The sequence below is a fragment of the Variimorphobacter sp. HTMS_6 genome, from assembly GCF_059717775.1.
Genome location: NZ_AP046094.1, coordinates 1,455,451 through 1,470,427 on the forward strand (window position 1 = coordinate 1,455,451; position 14,977 = coordinate 1,470,427).

14 protein-coding genes are annotated in these 14,977 nt (G+C 37.3%); all 14 read left to right on the forward strand.

From position 1 onward, the window contains the following. Positions 1–22 precede the first annotated feature (22 nt). The 14 genes from mutL to mgsA all read left to right on the forward strand — a co-directional run bounded on the left by mutL (position 23) and on the right by mgsA (position 14,948). Positions 23–2,209 (forward strand): DNA mismatch repair endonuclease MutL, encoded by a 2,187-nt coding sequence (mutL, locus tag AC6IWN_RS06515; protein WP_497991561.1) that lies wholly within the window; start codon positions 23–25, stop codon positions 2,207–2,209. Positions 2,210–2,352: 143 nt separating this feature from the next. Beyond that, complete coding sequence (gene miaA, locus AC6IWN_RS06520) at positions 2,353–3,297, forward strand: tRNA (adenosine(37)-N6)-dimethylallyltransferase MiaA (RefSeq protein ID WP_497991562.1); 945 nt, start codon at positions 2,353–2,355, stop codon at positions 3,295–3,297. A 75-nt stretch (positions 3,298–3,372) separates the two neighbouring features. Continuing rightward, positions 3,373–4,632, forward strand: coding sequence for a methionine gamma-lyase family protein (locus tag AC6IWN_RS06525; protein ID WP_497992182.1), 1,260 nt, complete (start codon positions 3,373–3,375; stop codon positions 4,630–4,632). A 272-nt stretch (positions 4,633–4,904) separates the two neighbouring features. Further along, positions 4,905–5,186 carry a DUF4321 domain-containing protein gene (locus tag AC6IWN_RS06530; protein WP_497991563.1) on the forward strand — a complete coding sequence of 94 codons (282 nt, stop codon included), beginning with the start codon at positions 4,905–4,907 and terminating at the stop codon, positions 5,184–5,186. A 77-nt stretch (positions 5,187–5,263) separates the two neighbouring features. Next, positions 5,264–5,962 (forward strand): RadC family protein, encoded by a 699-nt coding sequence (radC, locus tag AC6IWN_RS06535; protein WP_497991564.1) that lies wholly within the window; start codon positions 5,264–5,266, stop codon positions 5,960–5,962. 74 nt (positions 5,963–6,036) lie between these two features. Next, positions 6,037–7,056, forward strand: a complete 1,020-nt coding sequence (locus tag AC6IWN_RS06540) for a rod shape-determining protein (protein WP_497991565.1) — start codon at positions 6,037–6,039, stop codon at positions 7,054–7,056. A gap of 163 nt (positions 7,057–7,219) precedes the next feature. Further along, on the forward strand, positions 7,220–8,071 hold the full coding sequence (gene mreC / locus AC6IWN_RS06545) for a rod shape-determining protein MreC (RefSeq protein WP_497991566.1): 852 nt from the start codon (positions 7,220–7,222) through the stop codon (positions 8,069–8,071). Positions 8,072–8,087: 16 nt separating this feature from the next. Further along, entirely contained in the window at positions 8,088–8,597 is a 510-nt protein-coding gene (mreD, locus tag AC6IWN_RS06550; protein ID WP_497991567.1) for a rod shape-determining protein MreD, read from the forward strand. A gap of 2 nt (positions 8,598–8,599) precedes the next feature. Continuing rightward, positions 8,600–11,428 (forward strand): penicillin-binding transpeptidase domain-containing protein, encoded by a 2,829-nt coding sequence (locus AC6IWN_RS06555; RefSeq protein ID WP_497991568.1) that lies wholly within the window; start codon positions 8,600–8,602, stop codon positions 11,426–11,428. 74 nt (positions 11,429–11,502) lie between these two features. Continuing rightward, positions 11,503–12,168, forward strand: a complete 666-nt coding sequence (gene minC, locus AC6IWN_RS06560; RefSeq protein ID WP_497991569.1) for a septum site-determining protein MinC — start codon at positions 11,503–11,505, stop codon at positions 12,166–12,168. A gap of 130 nt (positions 12,169–12,298) precedes the next feature. Continuing rightward, positions 12,299–13,087 carry a septum site-determining protein MinD gene (gene minD, locus AC6IWN_RS06565; protein WP_497991570.1) on the forward strand — a complete coding sequence of 263 codons (789 nt, stop codon included), beginning with the start codon at positions 12,299–12,301 and terminating at the stop codon, positions 13,085–13,087. Positions 13,088–13,099: 12 nt separating this feature from the next. After that, a complete protein-coding gene (gene minE / locus AC6IWN_RS06570; protein WP_497991571.1) occupies positions 13,100–13,375 on the forward strand; it encodes a cell division topological specificity factor MinE in 276 nt (91 codons plus the stop codon). A gap of 12 nt (positions 13,376–13,387) precedes the next feature. After that, a complete protein-coding gene (locus tag AC6IWN_RS06575) occupies positions 13,388–14,506 on the forward strand; it encodes an FtsW/RodA/SpoVE family cell cycle protein (RefSeq protein WP_497991572.1) in 1,119 nt (372 codons plus the stop codon). 43 nt (positions 14,507–14,549) lie between these two features. Beyond that, a complete protein-coding gene (gene mgsA, locus AC6IWN_RS06580) occupies positions 14,550–14,948 on the forward strand; it encodes a methylglyoxal synthase (protein WP_497991573.1) in 399 nt (132 codons plus the stop codon). Positions 14,949–14,977: the final 29 nt, after the last annotated feature.

Genomic DNA, 14,977 nt, shown 5'->3' on the forward strand with positions numbered 1-14,977 from the left:
AGATACCAGTTAGGAGGAAACCATGCCGCAAATTCATGTACTGGATGATGCCACGATTAATCAGATTGCTGCCGGTGAAGTGGTGGAACGCCCAAGCGCAGTTGTAAAGGAATTGATTGAAAATGCTATGGATGCCGGAGCAACAGCGATTACTGCAGAAATTAAAGAAGGTGGCTTAAGCTTTATACGAATTACAGATAACGGTGGTGGAATCGCAAAGGAAGACATTCCTATTGCATTTCTTCGTCATGCAACCAGTAAGATAAAATCTGCACAGGATTTACTGTCGGTCATGAGCCTTGGATTTCGAGGAGAAGCATTATCTAGTATATCCGCTGTTGCTCAGGTGGAGTTAATCACAAAAACTCCCTCTGCTTTGAATGGTTTCCGCTATCTGATTGAGGGTGGAGAGGAAAAGTCCTTCGAAGAGATCGGCAGCCCGGGTGGTACGACCATTATCGTTCGCAACTTATTCTATAACACCCCCGCTCGGCGTAAGTTTTTAAAATCACCGACCACCGAGGGAGGATATATCAGCGATTTAATGGAGCGTCTAATGGTTTCCCATCCCGGTGTATCCTTTAAATATATTGTCAATAATCAAGTTAAGCTTCAATCATCCGGGAATAATAACAGTAAGGATATCCTGTATAATGTATATGGCAGAGATATAACGAAGGAACTTTTGCCAATTGACTTTGGAACTCAGAATTTTAAGATTACCGGTTATATCGGTAAGCCGGTAATTAATCGAGGTAATCGTAATTTTGAAAATTATTTTATTAACGGAAGGTATATAAAAAGTAATGTAATCACCAAAGCAATTGAAGAAGCATATAAGCCCTTTCTAATGCAGCATAAATATCCTTTCACCTCCCTGTATTTTGAAATTTCACCGGAATTAATCGATGTGAATGTTCATCCGCAAAAGATGGAAATTCGTCTTAAAAATAGTGAAGAGGTATATCAATTCACTGTAGAGGCGATAAAAACTACGCTCTCTGGCAAAGAGATGATACCCAAAGTGGTATTAACGCCACAAGAGCAGGTGACGCCGAAAGCGATTGCGATACCGGAGCCGTTTGAAGCAAATCGTAGGAAAGTGATGCAAGCCAAGGCTTCCTCCCCGACCGATGCAAATGAATTTTTAAAGAAAATTACATCCTTTCAAACAAATGCTTTTGAGTCTAAGTCTATATCCGGAAATCAGCTGAAAGAGACGAATGATTATAGTGTTACAAAGTTAAATAAAGAGGAAAATAATTTAGAAAATAGTAATCATGATTTCCTTAGAAAATATAAAAGTGAAAGCAATGTGATTCCGGTAACTGTTGAGAATAACGACAATAATGATATTAATAGGTCGTCAGTTATTTCTGATAATACAAAAGAATATAATCAAAAGCTTGATATTCCGGATAATGCAAGTCAATATGAAAATCAAGTAGACAAACAGATAGACAAACAAATAGATAAACAAATAGACAAACAAATAAACGAACATCTTCTTGCCCAGGAGACGGAGAAAGTAGAAGTACCAGCTCCTCAAATCCAAGTATCGGAGCAAATGAATTTGTTCCGGGAGGAGTCACAAAACGATACACCTTTCCTCTCAAAAAAGGCACTGGAAGAGCACCGAATCATCGGTCAAATATTCTCAACCTATTGGCTGGTAGAATATAAGAAGGAACTCTATATAATTGACCAGCACGCAGCGCATGAAAAGGTTCTGTATGAGAGAATCATAGCCGCTGCGAAAACTAAGACATTTCATTCCCAGCAATTATTACCGCCCATTGTATTATCGCTTACCATGAGGGAACAACAGGTATTAAAAAAGCATGAAGAGGTTTTAGAAAGTCTTGGCTATGAGATTGAGCATTTCGGAGGAAATGAATTCTCTGTTCGTGCCGTGCCAAGTGATTTATACGGAATATCGGAGAAAGAGCTGCTGTTAGAATTTGTTGATGAACTGGCAGAGGATACCTCTATCTCAGTAACGAATTCTACCGCTGTGTTGGAACGTGTGGCTTCGTTGTCTTGCAAGGCTGCAGTAAAGGCAAATCATGTTTTTTCCATAGTGGAAGCCTCCGAATTGATTAAGGAACTTTTAACACTGGATAACCCTTATCATTGCCCTCATGGAAGACCGGTTATCATATCCATGAGTCAATCCGAGTTAGAACGTAAATTCAAGAGAATATTATAATCGGATTAGGAGTTAAAAGCCCTATTACTAAGGTGATATCATCAATATACATAAATTTATGTTATGATGAGGGCTTTTTACCTCCAATCGAATTTGACAATTAAGAAACTATTTTTAGTTTCTGTGAATTAGAGAGGAAAACCATGAATTACAGACCTTTGATTATCTTGACAGGACCCACCTCAGTGGGGAAAACTCAGTTATCCCTTGCACTTGCTAAGGGAGTTAATGGTGAGATTATATCGGCAGATTCCATGCAGGTATATAAGCATATGGACATCGGTACAGCCAAGATTATGCCCGAGGAAATGGATGGTGTTCCTCATTACTTAATTGATGAATTTGAGCCGGACGAAGAATTTAGCGTAGTTAAATTTGCGCAATTGGCAAAACAATATATACAACAAATCTATGATAAGAATAAGATTCCGATTCTGGTCGGTGGTACCGGCTTCTACATTCAAGCAGTTCTGTATGATATTGATTTTACAGAAAATGATTCCGATCATTCCTACCGTACTGAACTTGAAGAATTACATCAAGAGCACGGATTCCCCTATTTATATGAGATGTTAAAAAAGATTGATCCGGAGAGTGCGCAGACGATTCATCCGAATAACACAAAGCGTGTGATAAGAGCACTGGAATTTGCACGTCAGACGGGAGATAAGATATCAGAGCATAATAAGGAGCAAAGAGAGAAGGAGTCCCCATATCAATACTGTTACTTTGTGTTAAACAAAGATAGAGCAAAGCTATATGAAACCATTAATTTCAGAGTGGATAAGATGGTTAGCGACGGATTGGTAGAGGAAGTGAAAAGCCTTGCTGAAAAGGGCTATACGAAAGATATGGTATCCATGCAAGGGATCGGATATAAAGAAATCTTATCTTATCTTGATGGAGAATATTCTTTGGAAGAAGCAATTGATCTCTTAAAGCGAGATACAAGACATTTTGCTAAACGGCAAATTACTTGGTTTAAGCGAGAGAAAAATGTAACCTGGGTGAATAAGGATGACTTTTCCTCCGAAACGGAAGTGCTAGAATATATGATGACTTGCCTAAAAGAGAAAAATGTGATTTAATGAACCATAATATTATTATGTAAACTATTAACGGAGGATGAAATCTTGGATAGTATATATTTGAAAGAAACCTATATGGATTTAGGGATTGACCCAAAGGTCTTATCTTATTGTGAAGAGATAGAGCGCGATTTGGAAATGCGATTTAAAGAGATAGATAAAACGGCTGAGATTAATCAGATGAAGGTATTAAAAGCCATGCAGGATAATCGCTTAAGTGATGTACATTTTGCTGCAACAACAGGATATGGCTATAATGATATAGGAAGAGACACTTTAGAGAAGGTATATGCGGATGTTTTTAAAGCAGAAGATGCACTGGTAAGACCACAGTTAATTAGCGGTACACATGCTTTGACTATCGCGTTATCCGGTAATTTAAGACCGGGTGATGAAATCCTGTCACCGGTTGGTAAGCCTTATGATACGCTAGAAGGTGTAATCGGTATTACACCGGCGAAGGGTTCTCTTGCTGAATACGGAATTACCTATGCTCAGGTTGATCTTCTTGAGGATGGAGAATTCGACTGGGAGGGAATCAAAGACTCAATCAATGAAAGAACGAAGTTAGTGACGATACAACGTTCCAAAGGCTATGCAAGCAGACCCACCTTATCAGTTAAAAGAATCGGTGAGTTGATTGAGTTTGTGAAGAAGATTAAACCGGAAGTTATCTGCATGGTAGATAATTGTTACGGAGAATTTGTGGACATAATCGAACCAACTCAGGTGGGGGCAGATCTATGTGTTGGTTCCTTGATTAAGAATCCGGGAGGTGGTCTTGCACCGATAGGTGGTTATATTGTAGGTAAGAGAGAATATGTAGAGAATGCATCCTATCGACTTACTGCTCCAGGACTTGGGAAGGAGGTTGGTGCTACGTTGGGCTTAAATGCACCGTTGTTCCAAGGATTTTTCCTTGCGCCACAGGTCGTATCCGGTGCAATAAAGGGTGCAATTTATGCTGCAAATATCTACGAAAAGCTGGGGTACCCTGTTCATCCGAATTCCAGTGAGGATCGTTTTGATATTATCCAAGCAGTAACCTTAAACTCAGCAGAAGCGGTTATCGCGTTCTGTAAAGGGGTTCAAGCAGCCGCACCGGTAGACAGCTATGTTACGCCGGAACCATGGGCGATGCCGGGTTATACCTGCGATGTTATTATGGCGGCAGGAGCATTTGTACAGGGCTCTTCTATCGAACTGTCCGCAGATGCACCGATTAAGCCTCCATACACTGTATTCTTCCAGGGGGGATTAACCTGGTATCATGCAAAATTTGGCATTTTAATGTCACTTCAAAAGTTATTTGAGGAAGGTATCATTAAGCTGTAAAGTGATTCCAAATGATTTTTTAAGCTGAAATACCGATACCATATATTGATGAAAGTATGACATTTTATATAGATATGGTAGTGAAAATAAAATAAAAGGCGAATTATGGGACTAAATTCTGATGCATTATGCGGGATAAAAAAATAGTTTCAAGTATACAAATTTATCTGATTATGGTAAAATGTTATATAATTATGATATAATATGAAATGTGTATGAATTCTTTGGCTAGAATTCTTAGTTTAAAGAACTTCACGAAAGGGGACAAACATATGGCCAAAATGTCAAAGACATTAGGGAAAAACTATTGGGCTTTGTTTCTTCTGTTGTTACTTGGTATCGTAGTTGGCGGCTTTTTAGGATATTTGGCAAAAGGTGTGGAAGCATTATCGTGGTTGAATTATGGAAAACAATTCTCCATAGGAGGCGCTAAAAACAATGTTATGACATTGGATTTGGCGATTTTGGTTCTACATTTCGGACTTCAGATTAAAATTACCATAGGGAGTGTAATCGGTGCTATTGCAGCCGTTTTCATTTATAAAAAGCTATAATGATTTATGCATAGCATGTTGACACTTGGTTCTATCATCTAACTGATTTCTTGGAGAGAAAAAAGTGGAGGATGAACATGAAAGAATCATATTTAACTGTCAAAGAATTACCTGCTTCTGAACGTCCGTATGAAAAATGTGAAAAATATGGTGTGAGCGCATTATCTGATGCTGAATTACTGGCAGTGATTTTACGAACAGGAACCAAACAACTGAGAGCAATTGATTTAGCAGTGAACTTGCTAAATTATTCGCCGATACACAAAGGATTAAAAGGACTGAATTACCTTACGATGAAAGAATTAATCACCATAAAAGGGATTGGTCGTGTCAAGGCGATTGAACTGCAGTGTTTAACGGAAATAACCAAACGGATGTCAAAAGAGATCCACTTGGAACAGTTTAAATTAGCTACACCGAAAACAGTGGCTGATTATTACATGCAGGATATGAGGCACCTGACAAGGGAACAGGTGCTGCTTTTAATGATGGATTCGAAGAATAAATTAATTAAGGATATGATTATATCAGAAGGAACCGTCAATACTTCCATTATGCCTACAAGAGAAATTATGGTGCATGCGATGAAGTATGACACAGTAAATATTATTCTTTTGCATAATCATCCAAGCGGAGATCCTACCCCTAGCGCAGAAGACATTCGTGTAACAAAAAGACTAGCAGAGGCTTCCGAATTAATTGGCATCACGCTTATGGATCACATTATTATTGGCGATAATAGATATATCAGCTTTAAGGAACAAGGGATTATATAATTACGAATGAAATTGAATATGACCTTTCTTATGAGCTACATAACATAATTGTTGAAACATAACAGGAGGGAAACATGGCTTCAAAAGTATATGGTATAGATTTTGGTACAAGTACAATTAAGATATATAAGAAAGGACAGGGTATTGTATTAGATGAGCGTAATGTCATCGCAGTATCCAACAAGAAGAATGTTATCGCAGCGGGTGATGATGCATTTGAGATGTATGAAAAAGCTCCATCCAATATATTGGTGACTTATCCGGTACGCAATGGAGTTATTGCTGATGTGGCGAATATGATGGCATTATTGACTAGTTTTATGAAGAAGAGCAGCGGGAATAAACGTCTAGGCGCTGCGGACTTTATCGTTGCGACTCCGACCGATATTACGGAAGTGGAACGCCGTTCTTTTTATGACCTGATTGCAAGTTCAGGACTTAAAATCGGTAAAATTAAAATAGTAGAAAAACCGATTGCAGATGCTCTTGGTGCTGGATTAGAAGTAATGACAGCGAGAGGTGTAATGATCGTTGATATCGGTGCAGATACAACTGAGGTTTCCATTCTATCCTTAGGAGGAATTGTGTTAAGCAAATTAATCCCGGTTGGTGGAAATAAACTGGATGAATCAATAAAGAATATCGTAAAGAAGAAGTACAATCTTTTTATCGGAGATAAGACCGCCGAGAATATAAAGAAAAAGCTTGCATCCGCATTTCCTACACTCCAAGCATCCGTTAAGGTATTTGGTCGTGATGTGGTAACAGGACTTCCAAGTGAGATGGAGATTAATTCTACGGATGTCTTTGAGGCAATATCGGAATATCTTTATTCCATCATTGATGCAATCCGCATTATATTAGAGAGAACTCCTCCGGAGATTTCCTCCGATATCATAGACAGCGGTATCTACATTACCGGTGGCTCGGCTAAGATATTTGCGCTAGATGAACTATTGCATAAGGAAACTGATTTAAAAATTAATATATGCCCTGATCCGTCGAATACCGTTGTTACTGGTTTGGGTCAGATTATTGAAGACAACAAGTTATCTGTATTAGCGGATATGATAAAACCAAAAACGTATAATTAGGAGCCTGTATCTGAACGAGGGAAGATAGAATAAATATAAGAGTTTAGTGTAGAAAATGAAATTTTCCACACTAAACTTTGAGCCGGTGGCTCAAAATTTACAGGTTTGAAGAAAGGTATAGAGGTCTTTATGACCATTTCATACAATTAAGGTGGAGATAAAAATGAGGCGAAGGACTAAAATAAAATTAAATCCGAAGCATGTTTTGATCGCATGTGTCGTTCTATTATTAGGACTGATTGTATTCTCCTTCAAATTCGGTGAACATCTTTCACCGGTTAAGGATGGTGTCGGTGCTGCAATTACTCCGATGCAACGAGGTATCAATTCCGTAGGAACCTATATCTCAAAAGGAGTGGAGAACCTAAAAAGCGTGCAGAAGCTCAAGGATGAAAATGAAAAATTAAAGGATCAGGTGAATACACTTTCCTATACGAATAATCTGCTTCTACAGGATAAATATGAATTGGATGAGCTACGTAAATTATATAAGCTGGATCAGAAATACATCGACTATCCTAAGGTTGCAGCACATATTATCGGTAAAGATCTTAGTAACTGGTATAGCGTATTTAAAATCGATAAGGGTACAAAGGACGGTCTGGCTAAACATATGAATGTAATTGCCGGTGATGGTCTGGTAGGTGAGCTTGTCGAAGTACATTATAATTACTCCATCGTAAGAGCAATTATTGACGATAACAGTATGGTATACGGCATGTTTTTGAAAAGCTCGGATGAATGTGTTGTTCAAGGTGATTTACAGTTAATGGATAGTGGTAAGATTCGCGTTAAGATGATTAACAAAGATGCGAAGATCAGTGAAGGTGATGAAATAGTTACTTCCCGTAACAGTAATAATTTCCTTCAAGGGATATCGATAGGTTATGTAAGCGATATCAAAACTGCGTCGGATAATTTAACAAAAACTGCTTATCTGACTCCGACCGTTGACTTTAGTCGTTTACAGGATGTCTTAATTATTACGAAACTAAATGAACCATTGATAAAATAAAAAAGTGGGTATCAAGGTGAAGAGATTTATTATATATTTTCTTGAAATTTTAATATGTTATTTGCTCCAATCAACACTATACCGATATTTTAGCCTGGCTGGGATTATGCCAAATATTATATTGATTCTAATTGTTTCGGTGGCATATATGCGTGGAAGAATGACTGGATTAACCGTGGGTCTATTTGCAGGCCTTTTGGTTGATTTGATGTTTTCTAGTTACGTAGTAGGTGTGAGAGCATTATTGTTTATGTTGCTTGGATACTTTATCGGATTTACAAATAAATATTATTCCGATGATGATTATACTTTACCGATTGCAATTATTGCAGTGAGTGATTTGGTTTATAATTTCTTTTACTATGTGATAGAGTATTTACTTAGGGGACGTATGAACATCTTCTTCTACTTAAGGAGAATCGTTCTTCCTGAGATTATTTATACTGTGGCCGTATCAGTTTTATTGTACAAGCTGTTACATATTATAAATAATCGAATGGAGCGTAAACCTGAAAAGGAGGTATAAGATTGTTTGACATATTTTTGGATTACGTTAAGAAGCTGGTAAAATCGCGAATTTTTCCGATTACAATCATATATCTCATCCTGTTCGTTATTGTAATTCATCGACTGTTTGTTCTACAGATTATTGAAGGACCTACCATTCAAGCAGCGAATGATACGAAGAGTCAAACGACTAGGGAGATTGATAGCCCAAGGGGTAATATATATGATCGCAAAGGAAAACTTCTTGCGACAAATTCATTATCCTATTCGGTTATGTTAACGGATAACACCAGTATTAAAACAATGAAGCAGAAAAATGCTATCATTCATCAAATGATAAAATTAATCGAAAAAAATGGCGATACGCTTGATAGCCAATTTTTTATTAAGCAGAATGATCAGGGTAAATTAGAATTTACAGTTGATGATGATGCTTTACTGCGCATTAAGAAGAATGTTTATACCTATGTGCTAAAAAATAAAAAGGAATTGACAGAGGATCAAAAGAAGGCCACTGCCGAGGAAGTCTATAACTTTATGCGTACAGGCGGAGATTATAAGAAGCAAACAACTATGTTTGATATAGATGACACCTATTCGGTGAAGGATACTTTAAAGATCATGAGTATTCGTTATTTGCTTTTATGTAACTATCCGAAATATATGTCGATTACCATTGCTTCTAATGTAAATAATAAAACAATTGCTGCCATTGAAGAGAACAGTGCAGATCTGATTGGTGTGGAAGTGCGTCAGAAGGCGAACCGAGTGTATAAGGATGGAGTATATTTCTCAAACATTCTAGGTTATACCGGTGTGGTAAGTGCACAGGAATATGATGATCTGAAAAAGCAGGATTACAATCTGTCCGATCTAGTAGGTAAAACGGGAATTGAAAAGACCTACGAGGATGTACTTAGAGGGAAAAAGGGTAGTGAAATTGTTAATGTGAATTCTTACGGTAAAGTTGAGGGGATTAAATCAAAGAAAGACCCTGTTGCCGGGAATGATGTTTACTTAACAATCGATGCGGATTTGCAAAAAGCCACATATAATCTATTGGAGAGAAAGCTGGCGGATATCCTGTTAGAATTCATAACTCCGACGATGAGTTATGGAACAAAGGGAGAATCTGATAAAAACATATTGATACCAATCTTTGAAGTTTATAACGCTTTAATTAAAAACAACATCATTGATATTAATCATTTTAATGCAGATAATGCGACTGATTTAGAAAAACAGACATATGGAAAGTTCAAGAATAAACGAATCGAAGTGATCAATCAATTAAATTCGAAACTGAAGATGGATAATACTACCCCGAATAAGGATGCAGGGGATATGGAGGATTATCTCGATTACTTCTATACGGTTATGGTAAATGAGAAATTACTGTCAAAAGACATTCCAAGTGATGACCCGACCCTAAATGATTACAAAAATGGTGAGATTAGTTTAAGTAAATTGTTGCAATATGCGCTCGCTAAAAACTGGGTTGATTTGGATAAACTCAAGGTGGGAAATAAGTACTACAGCACAGAGGAATTATACCAGAAATTAATTAACTATACTGAGGATCTCCTCAAAAAGGATAGCACATTTAATAAAAAAATATATCGTGATTTGGTGTTTTCGCATAATTTATCGGGAAAAGAAATTTGTCTTTTATTATTCGACCAAGGTGTGTTAAAATATAATGAAAGTGAGATTAATAAACTCAGATCAGGTAGTATCTCATCTTATAGCTTTATCAGAGGTAAGATAAACTCTCTCACAATCACACCGGCGATGCTTGCTTTAGAGCCTTGTAGTGGTTCTGTTGTAATTACTGATCCAGGGAATGGAGACGTTCTCGCAATGGTAAGCTATCCGAGTTATGATAATAACAAGTATTCCGGTAAGATAGATTCGAATTATTATAAAAAGGTTTATAATGATTTGTCCTACCCGTCCATGAATCGACCTTTGATGTCTAGAATTATACCCGGTTCAACCTTTAAAATGGTTACCGCAGTTGCTGCATTGGAGGAAAATAAAGTTTCAATTTATGATAATATTTTTGACCAATATGAGTTTGAAAAAACTTCTCCGCATGCATTCTGTATGCATCATCATGGTACGGTTAATGTAGTTGACGCGATCAAGGTATCCTGTAACTATTTCTTTTATGAGATGGGTTGGAGATTGAACGGTAATTCCGGTTCAGCAAGTAAGACCCTTGGACTCAATAAGTTAAAGAAGTATGCAACAGACTTAGGACTGAATGAAAAATCAGGGATTGAACTAGGTGAATTAAAACCTCAGATGTCTACCGTGGATGCGGTACGTTCGGCAATCGGTCAAGGTACAAACTACTTTACGCCTGCACAGATCGCCAAGTATGCAACTACATTAGCAACCAGAGGTACCAGTTATGACTTAACGGTACTTGATAAGGTGGTAAACAGCAAGGGTAAATTAATCAAAGATAATAAAGCGAAGGTATCGCATAAGGCTACTGATATTAGTCAGTCTACCTGGAATGCAGTTATGCAGGGTATGTACAATGTTGCAAATGAAACCAGCGGTACAGGTTATAATTATTTCCATAATTTCGGTGTTAAGGTGGGAGGAAAAACCGGTACTGCACAGATCAACCCTTACCATCCAAGTAATGCGTTATTTGTATCATTTGCACCTTTCGATAATCCGAAAGCGTCTGTAACAGTAGCAATTCCGAATGGATATTCCTCTGCTTATGCTGCTGCTTTAGCAAAAAATGTATATTCTTATTATTTTAAATATGAAAAGTTAGATGATTTAATGAAAAATAAAGGTGGCAACAAGCCTAATTCCTATGTAGACTAATATCTTAGCTTATCGTATAAGCAATATGGTTTCACCTGGATCTATTCGCAACTAATCAAAAAAGGAGTTAATCAATGAATAATTCAGTTATAATAAAAGGGAATAAATATGGTATCGTAGTTGTTTTAAATCCCGACGTACCATTTGAGGATTTAAAGCTTATTATTGCTGAGAAATTCAGAGAATCCAGTAAGTTTTTTGAGAACGCTAAAATGGCAATCAGCTTTGAAGGTAGAAAACTGACGAATGAAGAACAGAGGGATATACTCGATGTAATTGGCGAGAACGCGGACATGCATATTGTATGTGTGATGGATAACGACGAGGAATTACAGGACAAGTTCCAACAGACGGTAGAGCAAAAACTGATGGAATTATCAAATAACACCGGTCAATTCTATAAAGGTATTTTACGTTCCGGTGCTTCAGTAGAATTTGAAACCAGTGTCATTATTATTGGCGATGTTAACCATGGAGCTAGAGTTGTTTCCAAAGGAAATATTATAGTATTAGGTTCGCTAAAGGGAACCGCTTTCGCCGGAGCAACAGGTAATACGAATTCTTTTGTAGTTGCCCTTGATATGAATCCTACCCAAATTCGTATTGCTGATACTATTGCAAGAGCACCTGATAAGCCACTGAAGGAGGAAGCAAAAGAAACAAAAATTGCATTCTTAGAGGATGGGAATATTTATATTGAACCGCTTAATAAAAACGTACTACAGGATATTAATTTATAAGCGGGGAATAAAATATAAAGTTTATTTTTTGAGGATAATCTGTAAGTGAACTGGGGATTATTCTCAATGATATGAGGATCGCTTTCGCGAGGGTACCTCAAACACAATAACGTGAAGGATTGGTGAAAAAATGGGTGAAGTTATAGTAGTGACATCCGGTAAAGGCGGTGTAGGTAAAACTACTAGTACTGCAAATGTAGGAACCGGTTTAGCAATGTTGGATAAGAAAGTTGTATTAATTGATACGGATATCGGTTTAAGAAACCTTGACGTCGTTATGGGTCTTGAGAATAGGATTGTATATAATCTTGTGGATGTAATTGAGGGTACCTGTCGTATTCGCAATGCATTGATTAAAGATAAACGTTATCCGAATCTTTACTTATTACCTTCAGCACAGACCAGAGATAAAAGCGCTGTTTCCCCAGAACAGATGAAAAAGCTTGCAGATGAGCTGAAAGAGGAATTTGATTACATATTATTGGACTGTCCGGCAGGTATAGAGCAAGGCTTTAAAAACGCTATTGCAGGAGCGGACAGGGCATTAGTTGTTACCACACCTGAGGTATCTGCTGTCAGGGATGCTGATCGTATCATTGGTTTACTTGAAGCAAATGAAATGAAGCAGACACACCTAATCGTTAATCGTATTCGTATGGATATGGTAAAACGCGGTGATATGATGTCTAGTGATGATGTATGTGAAATCCTCGCAGTTGATTTGATCGGTGTAGTGCCGGATGATGAGAATATTGTTATATCTACTAACCAAGGTGAGCCGTTAGTTGGTTCAGACTCATTGGCAGGTAAAGCTTATATGGATATCTGTAGAAGAGTAATTGGAGAAGAAGTGCCATACTTGGATTTAGAGGAGAAGCAGGGTATTTTCAGTAAACTGTTTAATAAACGTAAGAGATAGGGGGTAACGTAAATGGGCTTTTCAGATTTTTTTAAGAAGAAGGGGACCGGGAGTATTGCTAAAGACAGACTAAAATTGGTCTTAGTATCTGATCGTGCCGGTTGCTCTCCGGAAATAATGGAACAAATTAAAAATGATATTATTGTAGTAATATCAAAATATATTGAAATAGACTTAGATGGTTTGGATATTAAGATTACTCAGACGGAGTCAGAGACGAATAACGGCTCAGTACCTGCATTATATGCTAACATTCCGATCAAAGATTTGAAGACCTCTAAGAAATAAGGATGTTAACTAATGTTTAATTTTAAACAATATGATTTCAAACGATATAATATTACATTAATCGTTTTAGTTTTTATAATCGGATGTATTGGAGCATACTTGATTTACCAGGTTGATCCGAGCCTCTGGAAGAAGCATGTAGTCGGTATTGTCGGAGGATTGATTCTGGCTGCGGGCGTTTCGTTATTTGATTATCACTTTATCGCTAGTTTTTATATCGTTCTATATGTCATCAATTTGTTGTTACTTGCTATGGTAAGGGTTATGGGTACGACGATTAACTATGCAAAGAGATGGCTTGATTTAGGATTTATGATGTTTCAACCTTCAGAGCTATCAAAGGTGATTTTAATTATCTTTGTTGCGAAAATATTTAGTATGTTTAGACCTAAGATTAATAATGCAAAATTTTTGTTATGCTCGATCGCATTAGTTGGTATTCCCACTTTTTTGATTCTGATTCAAACGAACCTTTCTACCAGTTTGGTAATTGCATTTATCTTTGTAATGATGATTTATGCTGCCGGTCTTAGCTGGAAGATTATATTGCCAATTATTTTAATTGGAATCCCTACCGTGTTCGGATTGTTTTGGTATGTTCAACAGGATTATCAGATATTGTTAAAGGACTATCAACAAGATCGTGTTGTATCGTTTTTGCATCCGGAGGAACATCAGGATCTGGCATTCCAACAGGACAACTCAGTCACATCTGTTGGGTCAGGACAATTATATGGTAAAGTACTTAACGAAAATTCAGGTAATGCACGTAATTATGATAAATTACCGATCGCAGAAAGTGATTTTATTTTTGCGGTAGCGTGTGAAGAATTCGGATTTATCGGAGCTGCTGTTATTATAGCGTTGTACGCAGCAATTATTGCCATATGTATCACTACAGCGAGAAAGGCACCTGATTATATGGGCATGCTGTTAGCGATAGGAATTGCCTCATTGTTTAGCTTTCAATTATTTGTTAATATTGGTGTTGCAACTAAAATATTACCGAATACCGGTATTCCATTGCCGTTCTTAAGTTCCGGCTTAAGCTCACTAATCAGTGGTATGCTTGCAATAGGTATTATTTTGAATATAAGATTGCAACCGCAGAGAACCAGAGGTATGGGTTAGGAATTATAAAATACAGCCGCAAAAGGCAGAATGGAGGAAACATATGAATATTGGTATGATTGCTCATGACGCAAAAAAGAAATTAATGCAAAACTTTTGTACTGCTTACCGTGGAATTTTAAGCAAACATAATCTTTATGCAACGGGTACTACTGGCCGCTTGATTGAAGAAGTAACCAATTTAAATGTTCATAAATATCTGGCAGGACATCTTGGTGGAGAACAACAGTTAGGCTCCCAGATTGAACATAATCAGATGGATATTGTGATATTCTTACGCGATCCTTTATCACCAAAATCCCATGAACCTGACGTAAATACGATATTTCAGCTATGTGATAAGCATAACATCCCGTTAGCTACAAACTTAGCAACAGCTGAGCTGTTAGTAAAAGCGTTAGAACACGGCGATTTGGATTGGCGTGAGTTATTTAAATCCTGATAGTAATATAATTAATGAAGCAGGAGATG